Annotated in this window: 23 protein-coding genes and 1 pseudogene; 11 read left to right on the forward strand and 13 right to left on the reverse strand. The window is 54.5% G+C overall.

The annotated features are described in order from the left end of the window. Positions 1-38: 38 nt before the first annotated feature. Positions 39-410 (reverse strand): PfkB family carbohydrate kinase, encoded by a 372-nt coding sequence (locus ACA052_RS14565; protein WP_497645506.1) that lies wholly within the window; start codon positions 408-410, stop codon positions 39-41. Here ACA052_RS14565 and ACA052_RS14570 point away from each other — a divergent pair. Then, positions 369-510 (forward strand): annotated as a pseudogene (locus ACA052_RS14570) (MFS transporter); the annotation flags it as partial. The gene ACA052_RS14565 and the pseudogene ACA052_RS14570 sit on opposite strands and share 42 nt — an antisense overlap. A 41-nt stretch (positions 511-551) precedes the next feature. Here ACA052_RS14570 and xylB read toward each other — a convergent pair. From xylB to ACA052_RS14595, 5 genes are all read right to left on the reverse strand, one after another. After that, complete coding sequence (xylB, locus tag ACA052_RS14575; protein WP_497645507.1) at positions 552-2,036, reverse strand: xylulokinase; 1,485 nt, start codon at positions 2,034-2,036, stop codon at positions 552-554. A gap of 28 nt (positions 2,037-2,064) precedes the next feature. Beyond that, on the reverse strand, positions 2,065-3,063 hold the full coding sequence (locus tag ACA052_RS14580) for a LacI family DNA-binding transcriptional regulator (RefSeq protein ID WP_497645508.1): 999 nt from the start codon (positions 3,061-3,063) through the stop codon (positions 2,065-2,067). Positions 3,064-3,089: 26 nt separating this feature from the next. Then, positions 3,090-4,031 carry an ABC transporter substrate-binding protein gene (locus ACA052_RS14585; RefSeq protein WP_497645509.1) on the reverse strand — a complete coding sequence of 314 codons (942 nt, stop codon included), beginning with the start codon at positions 4,029-4,031 and terminating at the stop codon, positions 3,090-3,092. Between the two features lie 62 nt (positions 4,032-4,093). Further along, positions 4,094-5,086, reverse strand: a complete 993-nt coding sequence (locus ACA052_RS14590) for an ABC transporter permease subunit (RefSeq protein ID WP_497650327.1) — start codon at positions 5,084-5,086, stop codon at positions 4,094-4,096. A 46-nt stretch (positions 5,087-5,132) separates the two neighbouring features. Then, positions 5,133-6,677, reverse strand: coding sequence for a sugar ABC transporter ATP-binding protein (locus ACA052_RS14595; RefSeq protein ID WP_497645510.1), 1,545 nt, complete (start codon positions 6,675-6,677; stop codon positions 5,133-5,135). Between the two features lie 81 nt (positions 6,678-6,758). On the opposite strand from ACA052_RS14595, the gene ACA052_RS14600 reads away from it, so the two are divergent. The 4 genes from ACA052_RS14600 (at position 6,759) to ACA052_RS14615 (ending at position 10,434) form a co-directional block, all read left to right on the forward strand. After that, a complete protein-coding gene (locus tag ACA052_RS14600; RefSeq protein ID WP_497645511.1) occupies positions 6,759-7,232 on the forward strand; it encodes a hypothetical protein in 474 nt (157 codons plus the stop codon). A 57-nt stretch (positions 7,233-7,289) separates the two neighbouring features. Next, entirely contained in the window at positions 7,290-7,577 is a 288-nt protein-coding gene (locus ACA052_RS14605) for a hypothetical protein (RefSeq protein WP_242485049.1), read from the forward strand. Between the two features lie 72 nt (positions 7,578-7,649). After that, positions 7,650-9,218, forward strand: coding sequence for a sensor domain-containing diguanylate cyclase (locus ACA052_RS14610; protein ID WP_201181111.1), 1,569 nt, complete (start codon positions 7,650-7,652; stop codon positions 9,216-9,218). A 313-nt stretch (positions 9,219-9,531) separates the two neighbouring features. Further along, positions 9,532-10,434 carry an alpha/beta fold hydrolase gene (locus ACA052_RS14615; protein ID WP_497645512.1) on the forward strand — a complete coding sequence of 301 codons (903 nt, stop codon included), beginning with the start codon at positions 9,532-9,534 and terminating at the stop codon, positions 10,432-10,434. A gap of 97 nt (positions 10,435-10,531) precedes the next feature. Here the strand turns inward: ACA052_RS14615 and ACA052_RS14620 are convergent, their stop codons facing one another. The 6 genes from ACA052_RS14620 to ACA052_RS14645 all read right to left on the reverse strand — a co-directional run bounded on the left by ACA052_RS14620 (position 10,532) and on the right by ACA052_RS14645 (position 17,026). Then, positions 10,532-11,440 (reverse strand): LysR substrate-binding domain-containing protein, encoded by a 909-nt coding sequence (locus tag ACA052_RS14620; protein ID WP_497645513.1) that lies wholly within the window; start codon positions 11,438-11,440, stop codon positions 10,532-10,534. Positions 11,441-11,641: 201 nt separating this feature from the next. Next, positions 11,642-12,304, reverse strand: coding sequence for a DsbA family protein (locus ACA052_RS14625; RefSeq protein WP_497645514.1), 663 nt, complete (start codon positions 12,302-12,304; stop codon positions 11,642-11,644). 287 nt (positions 12,305-12,591) lie between these two features. Beyond that, complete coding sequence (locus tag ACA052_RS14630) at positions 12,592-13,071, reverse strand: nuclear transport factor 2 family protein (protein ID WP_201181123.1); 480 nt, start codon at positions 13,069-13,071, stop codon at positions 12,592-12,594. Between the two features lie 84 nt (positions 13,072-13,155). Further along, the gene (locus ACA052_RS14635; RefSeq protein ID WP_497645515.1) at positions 13,156-14,190 is read right to left on the reverse strand and encodes an alpha/beta fold hydrolase; all 1,035 of its coding nucleotides are present in this window, start codon (positions 14,188-14,190) and stop codon (positions 13,156-13,158) included. Between the two features lie 423 nt (positions 14,191-14,613). Continuing rightward, positions 14,614-15,636 carry a D-cysteine desulfhydrase family protein gene (locus tag ACA052_RS14640; RefSeq protein ID WP_497645516.1) on the reverse strand — a complete coding sequence of 341 codons (1,023 nt, stop codon included), beginning with the start codon at positions 15,634-15,636 and terminating at the stop codon, positions 14,614-14,616. A 160-nt stretch (positions 15,637-15,796) separates the two neighbouring features. Then, the gene (locus tag ACA052_RS14645) at positions 15,797-17,026 is read right to left on the reverse strand and encodes an MFS transporter (protein ID WP_497645517.1); all 1,230 of its coding nucleotides are present in this window, start codon (positions 17,024-17,026) and stop codon (positions 15,797-15,799) included. Positions 17,027-17,151: 125 nt separating this feature from the next. Between ACA052_RS14645 and ACA052_RS14650 the strand changes: the two genes are divergently transcribed. From ACA052_RS14650 to ACA052_RS14675, 6 genes are all read left to right on the forward strand, one after another. Continuing rightward, a complete protein-coding gene (locus tag ACA052_RS14650; RefSeq protein ID WP_497645518.1) occupies positions 17,152-17,931 on the forward strand; it encodes an AraC family transcriptional regulator in 780 nt (259 codons plus the stop codon). Between the two features lie 202 nt (positions 17,932-18,133). Then, positions 18,134-19,057 (forward strand): LysR substrate-binding domain-containing protein, encoded by a 924-nt coding sequence (locus tag ACA052_RS14655; protein ID WP_497645519.1) that lies wholly within the window; start codon positions 18,134-18,136, stop codon positions 19,055-19,057. A 541-nt stretch (positions 19,058-19,598) separates the two neighbouring features. Further along, complete coding sequence (locus ACA052_RS14660) at positions 19,599-20,462, forward strand: alpha/beta fold hydrolase (RefSeq protein ID WP_497645520.1); 864 nt, start codon at positions 19,599-19,601, stop codon at positions 20,460-20,462. Between the two features lie 189 nt (positions 20,463-20,651). Next, positions 20,652-21,878, forward strand: coding sequence for an MFS transporter (locus ACA052_RS14665; RefSeq protein WP_497645521.1), 1,227 nt, complete (start codon positions 20,652-20,654; stop codon positions 21,876-21,878). Positions 21,879-22,219: 341 nt separating this feature from the next. After that, positions 22,220-22,966: an SDR family oxidoreductase gene (locus ACA052_RS14670; RefSeq protein WP_201181132.1), complete on the forward strand. Its 747-nt coding sequence runs from the start codon at positions 22,220-22,222 to the stop codon at positions 22,964-22,966. Positions 22,967-23,126: 160 nt separating this feature from the next. Beyond that, positions 23,127-24,011: an alpha/beta fold hydrolase gene (locus ACA052_RS14675; RefSeq protein WP_497645522.1), complete on the forward strand. Its 885-nt coding sequence runs from the start codon at positions 23,127-23,129 to the stop codon at positions 24,009-24,011. Between the two features lie 399 nt (positions 24,012-24,410). Here the strand turns inward: ACA052_RS14675 and ACA052_RS14680 are convergent, their stop codons facing one another. Further along, complete coding sequence (locus ACA052_RS14680; RefSeq protein ID WP_497645523.1) at positions 24,411-25,340, reverse strand: LysR family transcriptional regulator; 930 nt, start codon at positions 25,338-25,340, stop codon at positions 24,411-24,413. Between the last annotated feature and the right edge of the window lie 4 nt (positions 25,341-25,344).

Below are 25,344 nucleotides of genomic sequence, written 5' to 3' on the forward strand. Positions count from 1 at the left end.
TCCGGCATCACCTCCCTTGCAATCAACGCCCCCGGATACTAAATCACTCGCCCGGCCGGCCTATGATCTTCGGCAGCTGCTTGTTGTGGAGTGCCTCCATGCAGACGGGTGGGCAGGTACCCTGCGCTGAACGAATCGCCAGCGGCCGTGGTATCAACCACCTTGGCGGCCGCTGTCGCAGGAATTTCATATAATGCACTTTCGTACTGGACCAGGCAGTTCTGCGCGCCGCGCTTGATCACCACCTCATGCACACCCATTTGCCGGTAGCGATTGAGTATCGACTCGACGTCAGTCTCCTCGAACAGTGCCTGCTCATCGTCCAGGGTCAGTAAGGCCGAATCCAGATGCGGCAGCAGCCGTTGATAGGCGCGCTGGGGGCGTTTCTCGGTTCGTGGATCGTCGGTCACCTGATTGGACTGACCGGCAATCAGGGGGGCGGCCTACATTTTCATGACCGCTGGAATGCTGGCGGCCGCCGTCATCATGGGGTTGGTCGTGGTGCGGCGCGAAGCTTCGCTGTTGAGATCCACTGTTATGACTAGCAGAATTCAACCGTGCAGCGTTTTCGCTGCTGACAGCAAACCACGGAATTTCTGGTAACGGGCTTGTAGCGCGGATTTTTGTTCGATCGCAGGAAAGTACCGCGTTTTGATCGGCATACCCGCCTGCAACAGATCGCAACCGCGCCCGTAGGCCAGGAAACCCAGCTTGGCGGCACCGATGCAGGCGCTGAGTTCGCTGCCGTGCAAGGTATAGATTTCCCGCTGCAGAATATTGGCGAGCAACTGCGCCCAATAATCGCTGCGTGCGCCACCGCCCACCAGTGCACAATCCTCTACGGCGGCCCCGGCTGACTGCAGCGCATTCATTGCGTCCAGCAGACCGAAGCCGACCCCTTCCATCACCGCGTATCCGAGCATCGCCGGCGTGCAGTCATGCCCCAGGTTCATGAAGCCGCCGCGCAGCAAAGGATCATTGTGCGGAGTGCGCTCACCGGCCAGATAGGGTAGAAAAAGCGGATTTGAAAGCGCCACGGATCGATCAATCGGTAGCGACGTCTGCACGTGCTGCAGCAGCGTTTGTTCATCCGCAAAACCCAACAGGCGGGTCACCCAACGCAAGCAACTGGCGCCCGCCAGCATGGCGCCCATGGTGTACCAACGGTGCGGGAGCGCGTGGCAAAAACTGTGCACGGCACTGGCCGGATTACCCGCAGGGTGATCAGTGATCGCGACCATCGCGGCGCTGGTGCCCAACGTAATAAACGCATCGCCGGCATTGATGGCACCGATGCCGACCGCCGAGACAGGATTGTCACCGCCTCCACCGGCGATAACCAACCCTGCGGGCAAGTCCAATCGCCTGGTCGCCGTGGCACTCAAGCTTGCACAGGCGGCGCCCCCCTCGACCAGCGCGGGCATCTGACCGGGCTCAAGCCCGGTGGCGCGCACCATGGGTTCGAACCAGTCACGCCTGGCCACATCCAGCCATAACGTGCCAGCGGCGTCCGACATATCACTGATGCGTTCGCCGCTCAGTCTTAGCCGCAGGTAGTCCTTGGGCGACAAAACGCAGGCAATGGCGTTGAATACCTGCGGCTCATGCTGGTGCAGCCACATCAGCTTGGGCGCCGTCAGTCCCGCCATCGGTAAGCTGCCCGTCACCTCGGCAAAACCGGGGTATTGGCAACCCAGCGCGTCGGCCTGGGTAATGGCGCGGGAGTCATCCCACAATATCGCCGGGTACAACACACGGTCGTCATCGCCCAGCAGCACCGCACCATGCATCTGCCCCGACAACCCGATGCAGCGAATACGCGCATAAGCGTCCGGCTGACTGAGCCGCAATTGATCCAGCGCACTCAGGCAGGCCTGCCACCAGTCTTCAGGATCTTGTTCGGACCAACCGCTTTGCAGCCGTGAAACCGTCAACCGGGCACCGGCATGGGCCAGCACTGTTCCGCTCTCATCGAGCAATATGGCCTTGAGTTCCGAGGTGCCGAGATCGATCCCGAGTGAGAGGGGACTGCTCATAAACATTCACTTCCATCAACTGGACTGGTCAGAGACAGCCACATGAGTTCCGAATCCGCAGCGTTGGTGCCATGCGCACGGTCTGTTTTTTATGCTCAGGGGATTCAATTCGTTCAAGCAGCAAGGTGACTGCGCGAGCCCCCAACGCCTTGACCGGCTGTGCGATCAAGGTCAGGCGAGGGACAAAAAAATCAGCCCAGTCAAAATCATCGAAACCGACCAGCGCCATTTGCCCAGGCACCGCGATGTTCGCATCGCGCAAGGCATGCATGGCGCCAAGGGTCATAAGGTTGTTGGCCGCCATGATCGCTGTCGGTGGCGATTGCAGTGCCAGCAACTGCCGAGTAGCCACCCGTGCCGGTTCACTGTTCGATTCACCATTGACCAGCAACGCCGGATCAAAGGGCAGCCCCGCCGCCATCAAAGCGGCTTGATAACCTTCGATCCGCTCGTCGGTGGTGCTGAATCCCGGGCGACCGGCAATCAACGCAATGCGTCGGTGCCCATGCCCAATCAGATGCGCCACCAGGGCCTGCGACGACTTTATATTTTCAACACCGACCTGATCAAAGCCTTTGGCGACGAGGCGGTCGACCAGCACTGTCGGAATATCATTGGCCTGCAGATAGTCCAGGGCCAGAGGCTGCTGCCCCATCGACGGCGCCAGCAAGATGCCGTCGACACGTCGATGGTGCAGGGCTTTGACGACGCGCAACTCCTGTTCGGGATCGTCGTGGGTATCGACGAAAAACATCATGATGCCGTGCTTGGCGCACTCGGTTTCAATCGCGTGCACCGTCTCGCTGAAATACTGGTTGGAGAGCGCCGAGATCGCCACGCCAATGGTGTTGGTGGTCGAACGCGCCAACGAACGTGCCAGCGTATTCGGGATGTAGCCGAGTTCCTGGACCGCCATTTCAACCGCACGCACCGTGGCCGGACTGACCTTGCGCGTGCCGTTCAAAACGTGCGAAACCGTCGACGTCGATACCTGCGCAATCTTTGCCACATCATCCATCGTTACCACAGCACTCTCTCCACCCCGTCATCGGCTCAATGTTTGCTGGACCAGCCGCTATATGAGCCAACATTATCGCGGGTAATCAGCTTGGGCATCAGCAAGGTGAGCACGTCGGCAGGCTTCCTGTCGTTGAGAAGGTCATTGCCGATCACCACCGCACTCTGCGCCATGGCCCATGGGTCCTGGCTGGCGGACGCCTGGACCGACGACTCGGTTTTCAGTGCGTTCTCGATGTCCGGCGCGCCATCCACGGAAGTAATGACAATGCCACTGCGCTTCAGCTGGCTGGCGGCAAGATCGCTACCGATGGCCTGCGGGTCGTTGATGGCGAACAATCCGTCGATTTTCGGGAAGCGCGTCAGGTAGCCCTGCATTGCGTTCAGCCCACCTTCACGGGAGCCTTTGGCGTCCTGATCATCGGACAGAACCTTGATGCCGGGCGCAGCGGCAAACGCTGTTTTACAGCCCGTGACGCGGTCGGTTACCGCAGTTACTTGCGGGCCGTTCTGGATGATCACGTTGCCCTTGCCGGACAGCTTGTCGACGATGAACTGACAGGCCAATTTGCCGGCCTCGACGTTGTCGGTCTGCACGGTAGCGTCCACGCCCTTGGCATTCACGTCCACGGCCACTACCACGATCCCGGCCTTGCGGGCTTTCTTGACAGCGGACTCGATGGCCGCCGGATCGACTGCGTTCAGCAGGATCAGGTCGACGCCAGCGGAAATGAAGTTGTCGATCTGGGTGAATTGCTTGCTCAGGTCGTAATCGGCCGACACCGACATGACCTTGGCATTCGGGTTCAGCTCAAGCGCCCTGGCCTTGGCACCGTCGGCCAGGGTCACGAAATACGGATTGCCCAACGAGCCGAGGCTGATGCCCATCGATTTCAGTTCACGGGCCTCGACACCCTGAGACAACAGCGTGACCAGGCACAGGGAGACGACAGCGGGAAACGTGCGTTTGAAGTTCATGATTTCTCTCTTGTGATTATGGGTGGCTCTTTTTTGAATCAGTGTTCGAGAACAGCGGTGAATCAGGTTCGTGCACCGGACTGGCGATAACGATCGAGCGCCACCGCACCAATGATGACGAGGCCCTTGATGATGTATTGCCAGATGTCGGACACCCCCAACAGCACCAGGCCATTGGTCAACACCGCGATGATCAGCGCGCCGATCAGGGTTCCGCCGATGGTACCGACGCCGCCGGTAAAGCTGGTTCCGCCGAGGATCACCGCGGCGATGGCATCGAGTTCGTAGGATTGCCCGAGCTGCAGACCATTGGCCGCGAACAGTCGCGAAGCGCTCATCACGGCGCCCAGACCCGCCAGGGCACCGGACAGTGCATAGACGAACAGCAAGACCTTCCACACCTTGATTCCGGACAGGCGCGCCGCTTCCGGGTTGCCACCCACTGAATAGATCTGCACGCCGATCACCGTTCGCCGCAGGATGAACCAGGAGAGGCCAATGACACACACCGCGATCACCACCAGCCACGGGATGCCGAGGATCGAATCGTTGCCGATGAAGGCAAAGGGCAGTTCGGGATTGAATACGGTTTTGTCGTCGGCCAGCAGACGCGCCAACCCGCGCATGGCGGTCAACGCTCCGAGGGTCACGATAAACGGCGGCAGGCGCATGAACGCGATCAGCCCACCGTTGACCAGACCCAGCAACAAGCCGAAGCCGACACCGGCAACGATGCCCAGCATGCCGTATTGCGGCGACATCGACGCCTGCAGCGCCACCACTGCCGACGCCGCGAGAATCGCCCCCACGGAAAGGTCGATGCCGGCGGTCAGGATCACGAAGGTCATGCCCGCGGCCAGCACCACATTGACCGAGGCCTGCTGGGTAATGATCGACAGGTTCTGCAGGGTCAGGAAGTTTTCGCTCATCAAGGCGAAGCCCACCAGCAACAGCACCAACACCGGCAACATGCCCACCGTGCGCATCAGCTCTCGTATCCGTTCGCGCTTGCCGGTCGCCATCGCGGTCGCTGGATTGTCCAGGGTCAGCCCCATAACGTTCGCCTCCACTTTCTTTGCCTGATGAATGTGCCCCCGGGAATCAGCCATGTGCAGCCACCTGCTCACCACCGGTGGCCAGATCGATAATGGCTTCCTGGGATATTTCGTTGCCGGACGCCCCGCCCACTTCAGCCACCAGCTGGCCAGCGCGCATGATCAGTACGCGGTCGCAGGTGCCGATGATTTCCGGCAACTCACTGGAGATCACCACGATGCCCACTCCGGCCTTGGCCAGTTCGTTGATGATTCGATAGATTTCCGATTTGGAACCGATGTCCACGCCACGGGTGGGCTCATCGAGGATCAGTACATGGGGTTTGACTTCCAGCAGTCGCGCCAGCAGCACCTTCTGCTGATTACCACCGGACAAGGCCCCGACACTGACCTTGCCCGAGGCGACCCGGATCGACAGCGACTTGATGGCGGCGCCCGCCCGTTGCGCGCCACGATCACGGTCGAGCACGCCGCCGACATGGGCATCGGGGACGCAGGCACAGACGTTGATGTTGTCACTCACGCTCATGTCCAGAAATAGGCCCTGAGCCTTGCGGTCTTCGGTGAGGTACACCACACCGGCACGAATCGCATCGGTCGGATTGCGCAGTGGCGTCACTGCCTTGCCGGCCACTTCCAGCGTGCCGGAGCTGCGCGGGTCGGCAGCAAAAATCAGCCGTGCCAGTTCGGTGCGGCCAGCACCTACCAATCCGGCGATGCCCAGCACTTCACCGGCATGCAGATCGAAACTGCAGTTGCGCACGCGCTTGCCGTCCGCCATGTCGCGCACTCGCATCACCACGGCTCCGGGATCGTAGGCGGCGTGTTCTTTTTTGTAGAAGCCGCCGAGGTCACGCCCCACCATCATTTTGACCAGCACCTCGGCCGACAAGGCTTCGCGCTCGAGCATGCCGACGTACTCGCCATCACGCAGCACTGACACGCGATCCGACAGCTCGTATATCTCGGCCATTCGATGGCTGATGTAGATAATCGCCAAGCCTTGGGCGCGCAACTGTTTGATCAATGCAAATAAGCGATCCGTCTCACGCGATGACAATGGCGTCGTAGGCTCGTCCATCACCAGGATTTTCGCGTGGGCATGCAAGGCGCGGGCAATTTCCACCAGCTGGCGCTCGGCGATTGAAAGCGTACTCACCCGGGTGGTGGGCTTGAACTCGGCACCCAGCCGCGTCAACACCTCAAGGCAGCCGGCCTCCATCGACTTGCGGTCGATGGTCCAGCCACGCCGCAGTTCACGGCCGAGGTAGATGTTTTCGGCCACGCTCAAATTCGGGCACAGACTCAATTCTTGATAGATGACAGCGATGCCATGCGCTTTGGCGGTGCCTGGGTTGTAGGTAGCGACTCGCTGTCCCTCGATGCGGATTTCGCCCCCGTCATCGGCCTGATAGGCACCGGACAGAATCTTCATCAAGGTCGACTTGCCGGCGCCGTTCTCACCCATCAAGGCGTGGATTTCACCCGCATAGACTTTCAGGCCGACACTTTTCAGTACGCGCAGCCCATTGAAGGTCTTGGAGATCCCTTGCATTTCCAGAAGAGGAATTGGCGCCGGGTCGAGGCTCATGGATGAGCCCTCGCATCAGCTGTCGAAGTGTTTTTTTGAACGATGAAACGAAAAAGAAGGTGGATTATCTGGCCAGACAAGATGTCCATTTTTATCCCTGAGCTTTTTTATTTTTCTACCTGGGTCACTGCCGATAATGGAGCCTCGGGCGAACTGATCGAAAAGGACTCTAGTCAGATAAATTTGTTTACGCAAGCGCTTGCGTATGCAATTTTTGGCATGGTGAAACGTTTCACTAGGCGAAAACCTCGGCCAAAAGCTGTCACTTGGAGGTTTGACGACCTTACAAGCAGCACGCCCAATCACAGGCGTCTTGTACCGATTAACGGCCGGGGAGCCAAAGCAGAAGTGGTATTTATGAGCCTTGCATTGACCATCTTTCGCATGATCGCCGCCTGGATGGCGATAGCCATCTCTATGCTTTGGGGAGTGCTGCGAATTGCACGTCGGCGCCACTATATGCTCAGGAGAGAACCGTCACCGCTATCACTACACAGATGCGACCAATGCCTCGAGCATTGGCGCTTAGCCGATCGCCAAACTGATACCCCCTGAGAGTCCTGCACCAAGAGACAGCCGCGAGATATCACGAGCCTGGGTGCAGCTGCTGGGATGAATCCAACAACTCCAGACGGTCGCTACTTTGTAGTCAAAGTGCAGCTCTGGCGTTGCAGTAACCCATCGCTGGTTGAGGCTGTGCGGCAGGGTCTTGTCGACGAACTCATGGCCGCGCGACGAGAAGTAAAGACAGCGAAAGCCTCTGGTGATCAATTGTCGGCGGCAAGGGCAAAGGTTCAGGTGGGCAAGGTAGCGCTCGAAGAGCGAGGGCCTGTTTGGTGGAGCGATGGCAGCCCTGACGTCAATAGGTATCAGGTCGCCAATACAACTTATGCGAAATAGTACCTTTCCATCAGGCACTAACCACATGCATCCATATGGGCGCGCCCAGATCAGTCGTAAAAGGAAGTGTAAATGCTCGGACGCAAACAGCCAGAGCCCAAGACAGATAGCTCCGTTGAAATTTCTTCTGCGAAAGCTGTGCATGCTGGAGCTACATTCCGACTCACAGTGAGCTTCATGCTTGTGGTAATTGTCGCATTCGTGGCCGTTGAGGGCTGGCGGACGTGGCGCGACTATTGTTCTGCTTTTGCATCTGCCCGCGATTCCGTGACGAATCTGGCTCGTGCGACGGCTCAGCATGCGGAAGATGCCATTCGCCAAGTAGATGTGCTGACCGCTGCGCTTGGTGAACGGGTGGAAGGCGACGGCTTACAGCGCATCAACGTCCCTCGCATCCATAAGCTATTGGTTCAGCAATCCAAAATAATGCCCCAACTGCACGGACTGTTTATTTACGGCGCTGACGGGCAGTGGATCGTGACGGACAAGGAAGTCACTCCAGAGCCAGCGAACAACGCCGACCGCGATTATTTCCAGTATCACCGCACACACAACGATCGAAACGTGCGTATCGGCGAAGTAATCAGAAGCAGATCCACCGACGATCTCATCATTCCCATCTCTCGCCGAATAAACAACCCAGATGGCTCCTTCGCGGGCGTACTGCTGGGGACGATCAAGGTTAGTTACTTCGTGGGCTACTACGGCGACTTCAAAATCGATGACAAGGGCGCTTTGGTTCTGGCAATGCGCAGCGGAACAATCCTAGTGCGGCGTCCCTTCATCGCATCCGTCGTCGGTAAAAGCTTGGCGAAAAGCGAAATTTTTAAGCGCTACCTGCCGACCTCTAACGAAGGCGTCGCTGAAGTTAAAGCTGTCATAGACGACACCGAGCGCCTGTACGGTTATAGAGCATTGACCACCTACCCTCTGGTCGTTGAAGCCGGGCTTTCTCGTGAATCCATTACTGCACCTTGGCGCCGTGATCTATTAAAAACAGGATTCGTGCTGGTCTTTTTGATCGCCGTGCTCGCGGTTTTTGGACTCATCGTTTTGAGTCAGCTCCGTCAACGAATGGTGATGGAAAGAGAGTTACGTCTTGCACACCAAGCCATGCGAAGCATGGCGCTGACTGACAGTCTGACTGGGCTGGGCAATCGTCGACGTTTGGATAGTGCGCTACTAGATGAGATTCGCTTAGCGAAGCGCCGAGGCTCATCGCTCTCATTGATCATGCTTGATGTCGATTACTTCAAGCGCTACAACGACAAGTACGGGCACACCGGCGGTGATGACTGCCTGAGCGCAGTCGGGGGAGCAATCCAACAAGCGGTTAAAAGACCTGGGGATCTGGCCGTCAGGTACGGTGGAGAAGAATTCACAGTCCTACTTCCTAACACCGATAGCGCGGGCGCAAAGCAAGTCGCCCAAGATATCTTGGAAGCAATTCGATCACTGAACATCGAGCACTCCGAGCATCCCTTAGGGAAGGTCACGGCCAGTGCCGGTATTACTACAAGTCAGCCGAGCATCGAAGAAGTGACGCCGGCTACCTTGTTAAAGTCGGCTGATGCGCAACTCTATTCAGCGAAACAACGAGGACGAAATCTTTGGTGTTCCGCTGAAGAGTCCGCGCGATGACTCGCAGTGCTTTTTTCCAATGCTACTTGCTTGAAGATCATCCATTCCTGAAAATTCTACTGCTGCTACGCTGACTTCTTCCACGGAGGAATCACGATGCCAAATTCAGACCTGCTCCCATCCCTGCTATTCAAAATCAATCAGAACCAACTCGCGCTTGAGGCTGCCATCATGGAACTGACGTTGTGGGGCGAACAGCGCGGATCAGGCGAGGTTGGAGGCAACGTGCGTGGTGATGCAAGGAATACACTATCTTGCATCGTGATCGCTCACCCCATCACACCTGAAAATACGAAGCTTTGGAGATAGGCAAATGCTTAAAAGTATCGATGCAGGCGTGCTTCACATAAGCTTTGATGAAGCCGGGCCTACGGATGGCTGGCCGGTCATACTCCTTCATGGTTTTCCATACGACATCCACGCCTATTCAGAAATTATCCCGATGCTCAGCGCCAAGGGCGCGAGAGTCATCACACCGTATTTGAGAGGTTTCGCCCCGACTCGCTTCCTGGACGAACTAACACCTCGCTCAGGCCAGCAAGCGGCTATTGCGCACGATCTACTCGCATTAATGGACGCCCTCAACATTGAGTCTGCACATCTGGTTGGCTACGACTGGGGAGGACGAGCAGCCTGTATCGTCGCGGCCTTGTGGCCTGGGCGTGTGCAAGGCCTGGTCAGCATAGGCTCTTACGCAATTCAGGATATAGCGTCAGCAATGAAGCCCGCGAAACCTGAGGACGAGTTCCCTTACTGGTATCAGTACTACTTTCACAGCGAAAGAGGGCGTAACGCTCTCATCGAAGATAGACGGGCGTTGTGTCACCTGCTTTGGGGGCAATGGTCACCCAGTTGGCAGTTCTCGGAAGATACTTTCGAACAAAGTGCGGCATCATTCGAAAGTCCTGATTTCGTTGATGTGGTTATCCATTCATACCGTCATCGATTTGGTCTCGTTGCAGGAGATCCTGCATATTCACAAACCGAATTAGCATTAGCCAAGCTTCCCTCGATCGGAGTGCCGACCATTGGAGTAGATGGCGGCGATGACGGGTTGACCCGTGCAGGTACCAGCGCACATACCAGTCATTTTAGTGGTAGCTACCTGTACCGTAAAATTGACGGCGCCGGCCATAACTTACCTCAAGAAATGCCGCGCGAAGTCGTAGATCTCATTCTGCAGCTGAAAGGGATGACGAGTGGTTCTGGCAGCTAATGGGCAAGACAAAGAAGCTTTGAGCATTGTTGCGCCAATACTCTTCCGCTTGAGCTCGTTGAATGCTTCCAATGGCGCTTGATAGCATTAAGCAATTCTAGTCTTGGCGTACTTGGTCTAGCAGCCATTGCTTGAAAGCGTCGACTGCTGGCTCAACCTCTGCCCCTTCTTTCTGCACGATGTAATAGGCAAAGTCGCAGCTTTGAGCCTCACCAAAAGGCCGAATCAGGCGCCCCGCTACAAGGTCTTTACTGACCAAACTGCTTCGGCCCAATGCCACACCAGCTCCGGAAATTGCAGCCTGGATCACGGCAGCAGAGTCATTGATCTGAAGCCCACTCTCAGCATCACTGAAATCATCCCCCGCCCTCTGCAGCCAGGTACGCCAGGTAGGAAATGCGGTCGCATACCTCATCGACACATCGTGGATCAAGGGGAAGTGCTTCAAATCGTCAGCCCCTTTAAGAGGCTGGGCAGCGGTTGGAAGAGTCGGGCTGCATACAGGGAAAAACTCCTCGTCCATCATTTGGGTTGCAGTGAGTCCTGGCCAATGCCCCGTGCCGAAGCGAATCCCCAAATCTACCCTTTCGGCATTGAAATCTACGAGCTTGCCGTTGGTATCGAGGCGCAGTTCAAAGCTTGGGTGAAGAGCTCGAAAATTTTCAACGCGCGATAGTAGCCATTTGTCCGCGAACGCAGGCGGTACCGTCACTGTGACGGTTGCTCCACCCCCCGATTTCAAACGCTCAACAGCTGCTGACAGGTAATCAAAACCGGTTTGAAGATCGGATAATGCCGCAAGCGCCTGATCGGTTAAAACCAACCGCGCAGGGCCACCACGAGAGCGATGGAACAGCACCACTCCATAAGATTCCTCAAGCCCGCGTACAAGTTGTCCGATCGCTGCGGGACTGACGTTGAGTTCCTCGGCAGCACGTACATAGCTCATGTGCCTAGCTGCAGATTCGAAAGCCCGAAGGCCATTCAGATGGTTGGGCGCTCGCATAGGACTCACTGAGACATAGAGGGGAAGAATAAAATCATCGTCTCAGCTTGGTGACTTCAGGGTCAACGGAAATCCACACGGATTGAACTGCTCATCATGGCTCCTTTGCTGATACGACAAGAAGGCCATCAGTAAGGGCCTGGCGAACGTCCAATTACATGGCAAACTTAGCAAGTTGCCGTAGTTTGATTTTCATAGGTTTCAAGCGGACAGGGCCGTTTTATAGCCAATTCGGTGGAGTAAAACTTCAAGGTTTTTCTGCAGCTCCACAGCGGAGGCATAGCTCGGCGAGACGCTAGAGAGCTGGCCATTGTATTCAAGAATTAGCGCTGGAAATTTGTTGACGCCCCAACTACGAACCTCAAGGAAATCCTCTTGTGTTCGCCGCTTAGCGCTGGTGCTGTGCCAGTGCTCAAGGAATTGGTTGGCAGAAATATTCACTCCGGCTCCGGCCATTGCTTTGGCTGTCACCTTTGCCAGGACTTCGCCGTCGGTGGTGTTCAATCCATGGACGTAGAAAGCTTCTTGAACGCGACGGAATACACTCAATAAATCAATGCGAGGGGCCATTTCACGTGCGGTGACAATGGCTCGACATACCGGCTCGGTGTCGTATACGAAATTGTCCAGAGCCATAAAGGCCTGTCGATTGAAATCCAGTCCACTGGCGGCTTCTACCCGAGTCCATTGGCCAAGGCGAAATTGCTTCATTTCTTCAGTCATGATCGAAGTGTCACCGGCATCAACTCCTCCAACGCGAATCTCCAGAGGCAGATCGGCATGTGCCTTTGTCAGCGCAGATAGCTCTTTACCGAAGCCGTAGCACCAGGAACACATTGGGTCGGCGACAAAGATCAGTTTCATTTTGAATTTCCTGAGAGAGGAGATCCGGTGTGCCTCAGAAACGCAGACATCACGGCAGTCGACTCACTATATTGGTGTAGTAATCACTGATAAATACAACTACCGATACTTCAGTTGATACCTGACGTAATGAATTGGCCAGCCTTTACCAATGGTTCACCCGCACAGCAAGACGTCAGAAAAGCGAAATAGCTGAGTCTGAACCAGCAGCCGATTCTGCTGAATCATCTCTCTACTCAAGTTCTTCAAGCGCCTGGCTCAGCCAGATGCAAATGCCTTCTCAGGACTTAGAATCCAAGCTCCGACAAACCAGGATGGTCGTCGGGGCGTCGTCCGAGCGGCCAATGATATCTGCGTTCCGAGGCCTTGATTGGAAGGTCATTGATGCAGGCATATCGCTCTCGCATTAGTCCGTTGTCATCAAATTCCCAATTCTCGTTTCCGAAGGATCGGAACCAATTGCCAGAGTCGTCATGCCATTCATAAGCGAAACGGACAGCAATGCGATTATCCGAGAATGCCCACATCTCTTTAATCAATCGGTAGTCATGCTCTTTTGCCCACTTACGCTCTAGAAAGACCTTTGCTTCCACACGCGAATACGCGAACTCGGCCCGATTGCGCCAGTACGTGTTAGTCGTGTACGCCAACGAAACCTTTTCTGGATCACGGCTGTTCCAGCCGTCCTCAGCTGCGCGCACTTTTTGAATCGCGGTCTCACGAGAAAATGGCGGCAATGGCGGACGTGTTTCTGATCGTTGTTCCATTAGACGTTCCTCAAAAAGCTTCGTGCTCATGATCGAAAGCGGCGGGCCGTGGCTCCTACCGCGTTTTCAAAAACGGTTAGGCGTTTATGCCTTGGAAATTTTTCGCTCGAGGAATTCGCGCATCAGGCTCGCGACTTCGGGAGAATGCGTTTCCAGCGCGAAATGACCGGTGTCCAGGAAGTGCACTTCTGCCTTGGGTATATCGCGACTGTAAGCGACTGCTCCTGGTGGAATAAACGCGGGATCGTTCTTGCCCCATACAGCCAACAGCGGCGGTTGATGTGTCCGGAAATACTTTTGGAACTCCGGATACAGTGCGACGTTGGTTCGATAATCCAGAATCAAATCCAGTTGTTTTTCTTCGGCATCGGGACGCGCCATGTAAGCGATGTCCAGGGTGTAGCCGTCAGGAGCAACCAGCGCTGGATCAGCACCGTGCAGGTACTGGAAATTAATGATCGTGTCTGCGCTCAGCGACGCTCTACAGGCCTCGCGCGTTTCCGCTGATGGATTGCGCCAGTAGTCCTGCCAGGCCCCCCATTGATCGCTGAGACCTTCAACATATGCGTTACCGTTTTGGCTGATGATTGCAGTGACTCGTTCAGGATGGGCCATCGCCAGTCGGAAGCCGGTTGGAGCGCCGTAATCAAACGCGTAAATCACGTAATGCTTCAAACCTAACGCTTCAGTGAAGCCTCCGATGACTTTTGCGAGGTTGTCGAAGGTGTAGGCGAATGCGGATCGATCTGGTGATTTGGTGTTACCAAAGCCAGGCAGGTCGGGAGCAATCAAACGGTATTTGTCAGCCAGCAGCGGAATCAAATTGCGGAACATATGGCTGGAAGTTGGAAACCCGTGAAGCAGCAGGATGACCGGTGCATTCGCAGGCCCCGCTTCGCGATAAAAGACCTCAACGTCACCCACCTTTTGAGTTTTGTATTTGACGTCTTTCAGGGTGTTTTCATCGACTGCTCCAGCAGTAGATTTTACCTTTGCAGGTGTGGCCGCCATGCTCAAATGGGGGACTAAAAGCGCTGCTGCGCCGACCGCTACTGCAGCCAACGTTTGGCGCCGCGATACATTGATAGTGATTGCAGGCTCTTGAATCGGCGTAGTCATGACAATTCTCCGGCGGCACTCAGTGCCCTAATAAATTGATTGGATGGGCTCACAGCGGAGTCGAACGAATTCACCAATCGCAGTGAGCTGATCGTTCCGTGTGGCTTTAAAAGTCGATGTCGCGGTATTCGGTGAGTCGCCATCCGGCCGGATCTGTCAGGTGACGCTCAAGGACGTTTTCCCGCCTGAATGAACTATCAACTCAAATGAAAAGTGAGCCAAACCATAAGATCTGTCCTACCCACAAAGAAAATCTATGGTGGCCATTTTGGACGCGGCACAGGCATACCAACTGGCGGTGCTGCCTGCTTTCAATGAGATAGCAGAGATGGATGACTACCGAAATGCTGAAGGTAGTTCTCTGATTTTTAGGCTGGCTTCGCTCACATTTTTACTCACTATTACGTCCTGTACCGATCTGAATTAAAACTCAGAGCGATAGGCGTATAGCCCCGGTGTTCCTCCGGTGTGAACGAACAGAACATTCGAACCTGGCTTGAAAGCTCCTTGGCGAATGTCGTGGAGCATGCCGGCAAATGCTTTTGCTGAATAAACCGGGTCTAGCAGGATACCTTCGGCCTTAGCGAGCAATCCAATTACGTCCATTGCTTCATCTGTTGGAATGCCATAGCCAGCGCCTCTGTGTTCACCACAAATATCAATTGCACATGAGCGGATGCGGTCGCAACCCAATAAATCCAGCGCGCCATTGGCAAGAAGTAAGGTCGTAGTTGTTGTGGCCTCCTCCTCTCCCAGAACAGAATAAGAGCGCACCATGTCAGCCGAACGCCCAAGTGCCGACAACCCTGCTGCCAAACCCGCATGCGTCCCTGAGCTGCCATTTGGGATCAATATTTTTTCAAACTGAATATCTAATTCGATTTCGGCAGCGAGGATCTCCTCTGCGCAACGTGCATACCCCAGCGCACCTACCGCAGAAGATCCACCCATTGGGATGACCGCTACTTTCTTACCTGCTTGAGCCAGTTTACCCGCCCTCTCATAGACGAAATCTGATGCGTTTTGGCCCCGAGCCAAGATGTGGAGTTTCGCACCGAAAATTTTGTCGAGCAGGATGTTTCCATTCTGTTCATATTCGACGTCCTCCCGAGGCACTACGCGGCCCAGAACCAGCTCGCAATCAATACCTACACGAGCTGCGGCCGCAGCAGTCAGACGCGCATGATTAGATTGCAGGCCTCCTGTTGCTATGACTGTGTCACAACCATCCGCCAGCGCCGCACCCATCAAAAATTCAAGCTTGCGTACCTTGTTCCCACCACCAGCAAACAGAATATGGTCATCACGTTTGATATAGATCCGTACACCTGCCAGAGCCTTTCCTAGGCGGGTCTCCAGACGCCAGAGATGCTGTATCGGTGTGGGGCCATCCAGTAGAGAAATACGTGGTAGATGATCAATGTCCAACCTGGTGCTTGTTTTCATTCGAATCCTTGCTGCATTGAAGCGAGATAGGCGCTTCGACAATATGGTCACTATCGTGAACAGAACGGTCATCATGCAAACCAGAATCTCTGTCCAACAGAGATAGAAAAACTATCTTGTCCGGGTAGAGGAACAAAATCGGCTCAAGTCAGCATCGGGCTTAGCTCGCAACAGGAATCAGTGCTGGGCTAGATTCGGCAATTTGAGGCTCGGTCGTTGGCCGCAACAGTGGCGTAAGCACAAGCATCACGACGGCCACAGAGGTTAAAAGCACGTAAGGCGAAGCAAATGTGCCGGTCAAATCACGCAGCGCACCGAATCCAAAGGGCCCCGCAGCAGCAATCAAATAACCAATGAATAAGGTGAAGACAGTCCAGGCGTTCGCTTGTTGAGGCGTTTGAGTTTGGTCAAGCGGCAGTGTCATGCCCAAAGTGAACGCTGATCCCAAACCTACTGCGGTGAAAGCGATGAAAACGAGTGGAGAAATCGATTCGATACACGCCAAGCCTCCCACCCCGACCACTGTTAATGCGGAAGATATGCCAATCAAAAGGCGACGATCTATGGACTTGCCAGCGACAGCGCCGGTCAGGAAATTAGCGACTGTAAAAATCAAAGTGAACGCGCTCAACAGATAGCCAGGGGAAATCGTCGAGGTGTGCATTTGCAGCATGGAAGGCGCAAGCCAAGCGAGAATCGCGTAACACAAGAACTGGCCGCAACCAAAGTACAGCGCAATCAGCCAGGCTTTTGGGTTCCTCCACGGAAGCTTCGCTCTGTTTTGAGGCTGGCTTCGGTCAGTGGATGACTTGTGTGATTTGGACAACCAAAGCCAGCTCACAATCCCGGTGATGCACAGGATCACCCAAACACCTGCTCCCATCCGCCAGGAACCTGTTGCAGTTGTCAGTGCGTCTGTACCTGCCGCAGCAGCGGTCGCACCCAGGCTCAGCCCAGTGGAGTAGATACCCATGAACATCGGCGCATGGTCGCTGTAAAACTCTTTTATCCAGCCACCGATCAGTGAGCCAGCCACCGCAATTCCTACCCCGATGATGAAGGTCGTGAGCAGCAATCCAGATACTGACTCCATCTGCGAGCGAAGGACAATTCCTATGGCCAACAACACAAGAGAAGCGATAATGGTGCCATTAACGCCGAAACGTTTTGCCAACAAAGGCGAAGCCAAGGCCAAAGCTCCCATACACAGATCCGGTATCGACGTAAGCAACGAAGCTTGCGTGAAGCTGAGATTGAACGCTTGCCGGATATCCAGAAGAATCGGCCCAATCGAGATGATGGCCGGACGCAAGGCCAGCGAAAGTACCAGCAGGCCGATGGCAGCCATGACGCGGGATGGTCGTTTGATCAACTGGCTATTGAGTGTCATGACAGATGCTCCGGTGATTCTGGACGCAACTGAAAGCTCGTCCGGATAATCATCAGCCTATCGAGGGCTGCCGGATGCTTTGAGACATAATTCGTCGCCAATATGACAAGAGGCCGTTGTCCTTCATGACCGAGTCAAAGAGCAACGAGCCAGAGGATTATCAACACGTAGCCCGTGACGTAACCGGGATGCCTCGGGATCAATCCGCCGGTAGCTATAACGCACCGCATCACCATGTACGCGGGCAACTTCTATACGCTGTCTCCGGTTTGATGAAAGTCAAAACTGAACATGGGCTGTGGCTGGTGCCTCCGAACAAGGCGCTTTGGATTCCTCCAGGCATTGTCCATGACCAGCTCATGATGACGTCAGTAAAAATGCGGACGATTTATGTTGCTCCAGAAAAATCAGAGGTGATGGGCAGCACCTGCAGGCTATTGGAGGTATCTGCTCTGCTTCGCGAGCTCATCGTGGCGTTTATTCTGGAGCCAATCGAGTACGACCTTGCTGGCAAGGGCATGCTTCTCGCCGAACTTATTCTGCTGCAAATGGCAGAAGCTGCCACGGTGCCGCTTGCCATTCCGTGGCCCAGTGATCGCCGGCTTCTAGTCGTTTGCAGCGCCATCCTTGCTCATCCTGACCAACCTAGGACGATCGAGTATTGGGCAGATGAGGTAGGTGCCAGCTCCCGCACACTCATCAGACTTTTTGTCAAAGAAACGAAACTGACATTCAGACAATGGGTTCAGCAAGTCCACCTGGCCGAAGCGCTTGATAGGCTCGAGCGTGGTGAGGCGTTGGGGAATGTCGCCAGCTCCTTGGGTTATGCGAGCCCAAGCGCCTTCACGGCACTGTTCAAAAAAATCATGGGTGAGTCTCCCAGGGACTATATGGCCAGAAAATAAACAACCAAAACGGGCACGACCAACACAACAATCGTCAAGTTGCACGATCAATCATTCCTGTCGTAACGCTGAACGGAAGCAATTTAAGCGAGAAAACCCTGAGCAATATCGTTCTTTTCAGCTGGAAATAGGACTACATTCGTTTGGATGTACGCCCCTCATATTTGCAATGGGCAGGAGGCCCTACCGTAGAGCCCTTCGTATGCGCGCGCCAGGCCATCTCAACGCCTTAAGAGCCTTCGAATCTGCAGCGCGCCATTGCAGCTACATTCGTGCGGCAGAAGAACTGAACGTATCCCCCGCTGCTGTGGGGCAGTTGATCAGGGGCTTGGAGGAAGCGTACAACGTCATCTTGTTCCATCGCTCACGCAGCGGCCCTGCTCGCCTTGTTCTTACAGAAGTCGCGTTGTCCATTCTGCAGGAGTTACAAGGCGGGTTTGACTTACTAGGCGCGGCGGTGGAAACGTTGAAAACGGGGAGCGCCCTGATATGTATCAACGTGACGTCTTCTCCAGCTTTCGCAGATAAATGGTTGCTGCAGAGGGTGGAGAACTTTCAGACGCTCTTCCCTCAATATGAGCTCCGCTTAGACAGTAATATACGACTCGTAAATTTCGCCACGGAACGCGTCGATTTGGGAATTCGCTTTGGTAGCGGTCAATGGCCAGGCCTCGTATCCACCCATCTGATGAGCGACGAGTTTTTTCCCGTATGCAGCCCTTCGCTATTACTCGACGAGCACCCACTGACGTCCATAGAAGCGCTTGCGTTTCATCCCCTGCTTCATGATGTATCGATGCGTGATTCGCCAGAGTTTCTGACATGGAAAACGTGGCTACAACACATAGGGCACGTTCATGACGGTGTGGAGCGCGGTTTGCAGATCAACAACTCTGCAACCGTCATTCAATCGGCTATCTGTGGGTGCGGGGTGGCGCTTAGTAGACGTTCACTCGTCGCGGCTGATCTTGCAGCAGGGCGCTTGATCAGACCATTTGGAGATGCTCAACCGAGTATTTTTTCGTTCTACATCGTGGCCAGAGAAGGCATCCCGATCAGCATCGCGGCAGAAGCCTTCAAGCAATGGCTTATAGGACAGGCAAAAAAAGAAACCCCCTCGGATTAACCTTGGGGGTTTCGATCAATTCGATCAATGGAAAGTTCTCAGTCGAGACCTAATCCCTGCTACGTAGCAGGGGCTCAGGCGAGCTTCTATCAATTCCTCTGTTCGGCGATGACGCCTTCCCATCTCGCACGAATGTGAATGGGAGACATCATCGGTTTTCACAGAGAAAACTGATTCGAGTTACCAGGTACCGGCTGTTGAACCACCATAAACCACCGCGACAGTCCCGCTGGTGAAAGAGGAATCGGTCAGCTACAGCACACGCGAGGCATGTGCCAATGCGAGTACGAATTCTGATTGATTTTTTGATCGAGACAGAGCAACACCTCCTCGCACCGCTGATCAGACATGCACCCATTTTTGCCACTGACAATTAGAGTCGAAGCTCTGCAGGGCCCTAAAAACAACGCGCTTAGTAGGCAGGAAAGTTTTTCTATCTGACTAGGACAGATCTTCTGATTTGTCCCGCAATTCCGGTATGGCGATAGTGAGTCACCGAAAGGCACTCATGAATTCCCGCCCATACAGGAAGCTGAACACCATGAAATTTTCATCCGTCACTGAAGGTTTTAAGATCGCTTATGAACGTTCCGGCTCAGGTGATCCGGTTGTACTGCTGCATGGTTGGCCAGGCGATCACACCGACTACGACCACCTGGTTCCACTGCTGACCGACCATGCCGATGTTCTGGTACCTGACCTGCGCGGCTTTGGTCAGTCGGACAAACACGATGCTGATCCAGAACAGATCTATTCCGGCCAAGGCCAAGCGCGTGCCATCATTGCCTTGATGGACGAGTTGGGCATCAAGAATGCAATTGTTTGTGGCTACGATGTGGGCAGCTTCATCTCTCAGACCATCGCTTCGATGCGTCCAGACTTGGTAAAAGCGCTGGTGGTGTCCCCTCCTCTGCCTGGCGCCGGCGACCGTGTTCTTGAGCTTAAGGAAGCAATGGAATTCTGGTACACCAGTTTCCATAATCTCGAGCTCTTTGGAACACTTGTCGATGGCAAGCGTGACGCAGCTCGCGCCTACCTTCATCACTTCTGGTCTCACTGGTCGGGCCCTAGCTACGTCGTTGATGAGAAGCGTATCGATCACCTGGCAGACGTGTACTCCCCACCTGGCGCGTTTAACGCATCGATCGCTTGGTACCGCTCTTCCGGCAACCCAGTGACCGCTTACGCCACTGAAGTCGCTCCAGCAGCTGCCGATCGACTGAAAACGCCGACCACGATTTTGTGGCAGGAAACTGATCCGATTTTCCCGATTGCCTGGTCTGATCGTTTGGACGACTTCTTCGTCAACTACACGCTTAAGCGCTTGCCAGGTGTGGGTCACTTCACACCGCTTGAAGCAACCGAGATCTTCGCTGCCGCCATTCGTGATTGGCTCAACAAGTAACGTTAACAGTCAAAGATTCGATCGTTAAATATGAACAGCTCGGCTGGCTCATTGAGTCAGCCGACGCTGATCGCTGAACGTTGTTCGAGACCCACGGACGATCAAACCTGGGCCACCTAAGACCCAGCGAAGCTGCCAACTTTTGGAAGAAATTCGTCTGATGGATCAGCAAACATCGGAGCGTGTCAGATGCCAAAGTCAAATGCCTTTACCAAGCCGCCCTCGCCGCTTCTGGCAGGGATTGGTTTAATCATCCTTGCCCTGGCCCTACGTCCGGCAATTATGTCCGTTGGCCCTATCCTTTCAAGCATTCAGCAGTCGTTTGGGCTCAGCTATACCCAAGCGTCCATGCTCACTTCAATTCCGAATTTGTGCATGGGATTTCTAGCACTGCTCGCCCCATTTCTCGCCAAACGTTTCGGTACGAACTCAACCATCATTGCTTCGCTCGTGCTGTTAGGGCTTGCCACGGCACTGCGTGCGACTGTGGGTACCACATCAGCCCTTTTGTTCAGCACTGCAATCATCGGCGCGGGGATTGCTATCGCAAACACGCTCGTGGCGGGTTGGATCAAGCAAAACTATGACAGTCGCGCAGCATTGTTCATGGGCATCTTTTCGACAGGGCTCAGTGCCGGCGCACTCATCGCAACCTCAAGCACTCTGGCCATCTCCACTGTGTCCGGCTCCTGGCGAATGGGGGCTGGTATATGGGCAGTCCTCAGCATATCTGGCACGCTGGCATGGTTACTCATGGCCAGGGCACACCCGTCACCAACTAAAGCAGAGGGCGGTGGAACGTCGGTGAAACTCCCTTGGGGAAATCCCAAAGCCTGGCTGGTCGCGCTTTACTTCGGTTGTAGCCAATTTCTGAGCTACGCGGTGTTCGCCTGGCTTGCCCCGTCAATGCTTGAAATGCAGACGTCCACCATCAAACCCGAGTTCTTGTTGAGCGGATTTACGCTAGCGTTCACGGTGGCAAATTTCGTGATGGGACTGATAGCGGGTAGCTCTCCAGATCGGAGGGTGTGGATCGCAATTAGCACGGTCATTACGATTGTGGGTATCGCAGGCCTGGCCTTCGTCAGCACGATCTCGCCCGCTATTTTTATCTTGCTAATAGCCGTGGGTTTAGGCGCCGCACTCACCTTAGGACTTACACTTCCTCTGGATCACACGAGCTCGGCAGAAGAAGCAAACGCATGGACAGTTTTCAGTAGTCTCATCGGCTACCTGATCGCCGCCATCGGGCCCTACGGCTTCGGCGCACTTCGAGATTTGTCAGGCGCGTTCACCATCCCGTATGTGCTTTTGTTTGTGGTCTCGTTACTGATGCTCGCACTGACTCCGTTGCTAGGGCCACGTGCTATCCCTTCTGGCACTTTTGAAAGCTCACCAGGCAATAAGGTGATCTGAACGCAGCCGCTGCCTCGCTGATAGTTAAGTCTTGTAGCCTTGGGGGGGGGGCACTGCACGCGGCATGTATGCATACGACCCAAAATGCTGGATGAGTATCTGCTTGAAGTCTTGGCATTAAAAAGAAGCCCGTCGGTAAACCCGGCGGGCTTTTTTTGTCCTCTGACAGCAGGCTAACCAGTCGCCGAACGCGACAAACTGCACCTCTCACGACCACCCAAGTTTTTCTTTGCATGCCGCACAGATCTTCTGATTTGGCAGTAGTCAGGATCGCGCCGATAGTAGGTTCATGCAGTCAAAACCGCCTGCACTCAACCAGCCCATACTAATGGAGCAACATCATGAAACTGACCAATAAAGTAGCTTTGATCACTGGCGGCACCTCAGGTATCGGCCTTGAAACTGCCAAGCGCTTCCGTGATGAAGGTGCCCACGTCATCGTTACTGGTATCAACCCGGCTCGCCTGGAAGAAGCCAAGAAAGAACTCGGCCCGGAAGCAATGGTCATCTCCGCCGATTTGCGTAAAGTTGCTGAAGTGGATCGTGTTTTCAAAACCATCAGCGCCCGCTATGACCATATCGACGTGCTGTTCGCAAACGCCGGTGCTGGCACTGCCGCGCCCCTGGAAGCTGTCACCGATGAGCAGATCGACGACCAGTTCGCGCTGAACTTCAAGGGCATTTTCTTTACCGTTCAAAAAGCTTCGCCTTTGTTGGTCAAAGGTAGCAGCGTGATCCTGACCACCTCGTTCCTTAATCGCGTTGGCGCTCCAGGGTTGTCAATTTTGTCCGCCAGCAAAGCTGCAGTTCGCTCCCTGGCACTGACTTTGGGTGCAGAGTTGGCCCCACGTGGAATTCGAGTCAACGCCATCAGCCCTGGCCCAATCAGCACACCATTCCACGGCAAGCTGGGTCTGTCGGACGCTGATTTGAGCGCCGTTGCCGCCAGTATCGAAGCCCAAGTACCACTGGGTCGTTTTGGTGAAGCCAATGAAATCGCCAGCGCTGTTGTCTTCTTGGCCAGCGATGATTCGTCCTTCATGACTGGTTCAGAAGTCATCGTTGACGGCGGTATCTCGCACTTCTGATTGACGAGTAAAAGTTTGAGGCTGCCAAAGGCCCCACATCCAGGTTTTCGAAAGGCCTCAGAGTAATTCTGAACAGGGTTTGACGATGGACTGCGGGGCTCGGAGCTGCTTGTACGTTTTTGATTTAAATCCATTTATATTGATTAAAGAGGTTTTTGACATGACTACTTCAGCTCTAACCAACAGTGTTGTCACTCAGTACGTCGAAGCAGACGGGGTGAAAGTGTTTTACCGCGAAGCAGGCGACATCAATGCTCCAGTCATTTTGCTGGTGCACGGCTTTCCTTCGTCGTCCCACCAATACCGTCAGCTGATCCCCCTGCTGGCGAAACACTACCGAGTCATCGCTCCCGATCTGCCCGGCTTTGGATTCACAGAAGTACCGTCGTCACGTGAGTACGTTTATACATTTGATAGTTTGGCTAAAACGCTGGGCGATTTTGTCGATGCGTTGAATCTGAAACGATACGCCCTGTATTTCTTCGACTATGGCGCACCAACGAGCCTTCGTTTGGCGCTCGCTCATCCAGAACGTGTAACAGCTTTGGTATCTCAGAACGGTAATGCTTACCTTGAAGGTCTGGGTGATGCTTGGGCGCCTATCAGAGCTTACTGGGCGGATCCTACCGCTGAAAACCGCAAGGTGATTCACGACAACGTGCTCAATCTGGACGGCACGCGTTGGCAGTACCTGCATGGTGTTTCCAACCCTGATGCGGTCGCTCCTGAGTCGTATCTGTTGGATGACCTCTTGATGCAGCGTCCAGGCAACAAGGAGATCCAGCTCGACCTGTTCCTCGATTACGCCAACAACCTGAAACTGTATCCAGCCTTCCAGCAATTCTTCCGCGACACCAAATTGCCAGCGCTGGTCATCTGGGGCAAGCACGATCCGTTCTTCATCCCACCAGGTGCAGAAGCATTCGCAACCGATAATCCGAACGCGGTGATTGAGCTTCTGGACACCGGGCATTTCGCGCTGGAAACACATGTGGATTACATCGCGGATCGAATCATCAAAGTGGTCGGCAAAGCTATCGTCTGATAGCCCTGCGCCGTATCGACACTCGTCATGAATGATGAGTGGTGACTGACAACTGGGGTGGTAGAGAGATATCTCTACCACCCTTAGTTTTGAGCAGAAATCGACAACCGAAAAATGATCTGAACTGGGCGTTTTGAATCAGCCCGATGCCTCTGTGCGACCTATGTTTTTTTCTACGAAACGAACACATTTAAGTGTCCAGAGTGCCCTCATTGCTAATGCGAAATCATTAAGCAATATGGAGTCCAATGAATATGAAAGCAGGCAAGCGGATTCGTATAGAACGACCCCCCTGCAGGAGAATGCCGACATCGAAGTCCGCTTGGATTACCACACAGGTACGTTAGGTAAATAAGCTGGCCAAAAGCAAGGTGCCCAATCTGGACGCCTTGCTCCTGGTCACGGATCCAGATGTATAAGACCCGCGCCGAGGGCCTTCAGCACTGTATTGCGCAACCAAACGTTGGCAGGGTTTTTATCCCGCTCTTTGTGCCAAAACATATGCAACTCGACAGGAGGAATAGGCACAGGCAGTTCATGGATGTGATTGTTGAAAACCACGTTCAGCTCAAGGGCAAGGCTTCGCGGGATGGTGAGCAGTAGATTGCTTTCAGCGACCAAGCGATACGCCGACTGATAATGCTGAGCGCGTACTGTGATTCGTCGATGAATACCTAGCCTCGCAAGTTCCCAATCTTCGAGACTGCGCCCTGCCCTGCGAGACGACACGGTGACATGTTCAGCTGCCAGATAAGACGCATGATCTATAACACCGGGATTGCGACTCACGACGACAAAATCGTCCTTAGTCAACGACGTGTGCATGAGTTGCTCATCCGCAGCCTGTGCAACATCAATCACGCAATCGAGCTTGCCAGTCGCTAAGTCGGATTTAAGTGACGATCGATCGACCCTTACGCTGGCAATGCGAATATTTGACGCTTCCTGATGAAGAGCACTCACCAAAATCGGAAGCAATGTTGGCTCCACTTCGTCATTCATGGCCAACGTGATCTGTTCAATATCACGTGCCGGATCAAAGCTTTCACTGCGCCTGGAGGCACGTTGAAAATACCGCAGCCCTTCCTCCACGTCGGGCCAGATACGCTTCGCAAACGGGGTTGGCATTACACCCTGCGACTCGCGCACAAACAGAGGGTCATCTAGCTGATCGCGCATTCGAGCTAATGAATGACTGACTGCTGATTGGCTAACGCAAAGACGTTCGGCGGCACGCGTCAAATTGCGTTCTTGGTAGATCACTGCAAAGACCCGGAACAGATTCAGGTCGAGTTTTGCGAGGCTTACGGAGTTATTAGTTTCGTTCATAACC

Source organism: Pseudomonas sp. LBUM1644 (genome assembly GCF_059716195.1).

Excerpts from the sequence above, each read along its gene's own strand:
- xylB (WP_497645507.1), bottom strand. The coding sequence starts at position 2,036 with ATGAGCAGTCCCCTCTCACTCGGGATCGATCTCGGCACCTCGGAACTC.
- ACA052_RS14645 (WP_497645517.1), bottom strand. The coding sequence starts at position 17,026 with ATGACACTCAATAGCCAGTTGATCAAACGACCATCCCGCGTCATGGCT.
- ACA052_RS14660 (WP_497645520.1), top strand. The coding sequence starts at position 19,599 with ATGAAATTTTCATCCGTCACTGAAGGTTTTAAGATCGCTTATGAACGT.
- ACA052_RS14590 (WP_497650327.1), bottom strand. The coding sequence starts at position 5,086 with ATGGGGCTGACCCTGGACAATCCAGCGACCGCGATGGCGACCGGCAAG.
- ACA052_RS14595 (WP_497645510.1), bottom strand. The coding sequence starts at position 6,677 with ATGAGCCTCGACCCGGCGCCAATTCCTCTTCTGGAAATGCAAGGGATC.
- ACA052_RS14615 (WP_497645512.1), top strand. The coding sequence starts at position 9,532 with ATGCTTAAAAGTATCGATGCAGGCGTGCTTCACATAAGCTTTGATGAA.
- ACA052_RS14585 (WP_497645509.1), bottom strand. The coding sequence starts at position 4,031 with ATGAACTTCAAACGCACGTTTCCCGCTGTCGTCTCCCTGTGCCTGGTC.
- ACA052_RS14635 (WP_497645515.1), bottom strand. The coding sequence starts at position 14,190 with ATGACTACGCCGATTCAAGAGCCTGCAATCACTATCAATGTATCGCGG.
- ACA052_RS14605 (WP_242485049.1), top strand. The coding sequence starts at position 7,290 with ATGAATCCAACAACTCCAGACGGTCGCTACTTTGTAGTCAAAGTGCAG.
- ACA052_RS14665 (WP_497645521.1), top strand. The coding sequence starts at position 20,652 with ATGCCAAAGTCAAATGCCTTTACCAAGCCGCCCTCGCCGCTTCTGGCA.
- ACA052_RS14620 (WP_497645513.1), bottom strand. The coding sequence starts at position 11,440 with ATGCGAGCGCCCAACCATCTGAATGGCCTTCGGGCTTTCGAATCTGCA.
- ACA052_RS14625 (WP_497645514.1), bottom strand. The coding sequence starts at position 12,304 with ATGAAACTGATCTTTGTCGCCGACCCAATGTGTTCCTGGTGCTACGGC.
- ACA052_RS14655 (WP_497645519.1), top strand. The coding sequence starts at position 18,134 with ATGCGCGCGCCAGGCCATCTCAACGCCTTAAGAGCCTTCGAATCTGCA.
- ACA052_RS14640 (WP_497645516.1), bottom strand. The coding sequence starts at position 15,636 with ATGAAAACAAGCACCAGGTTGGACATTGATCATCTACCACGTATTTCT.
- ACA052_RS14600 (WP_497645511.1), top strand. The coding sequence starts at position 6,759 with ATGTCCATTTTTATCCCTGAGCTTTTTTATTTTTCTACCTGGGTCACT.
- ACA052_RS14610 (WP_201181111.1), top strand. The coding sequence starts at position 7,650 with ATGCTCGGACGCAAACAGCCAGAGCCCAAGACAGATAGCTCCGTTGAA.
- ACA052_RS14630 (WP_201181123.1), bottom strand. The coding sequence starts at position 13,071 with ATGGAACAACGATCAGAAACACGTCCGCCATTGCCGCCATTTTCTCGT.
- ACA052_RS14650 (WP_497645518.1), top strand. The coding sequence starts at position 17,152 with ATGACCGAGTCAAAGAGCAACGAGCCAGAGGATTATCAACACGTAGCC.
- ACA052_RS14670 (WP_201181132.1), top strand. The coding sequence starts at position 22,220 with ATGAAACTGACCAATAAAGTAGCTTTGATCACTGGCGGCACCTCAGGT.
- ACA052_RS14675 (WP_497645522.1), top strand. The coding sequence starts at position 23,127 with ATGACTACTTCAGCTCTAACCAACAGTGTTGTCACTCAGTACGTCGAA.
- ACA052_RS14680 (WP_497645523.1), bottom strand. The coding sequence starts at position 25,340 with ATGAACGAAACTAATAACTCCGTAAGCCTCGCAAAACTCGACCTGAAT.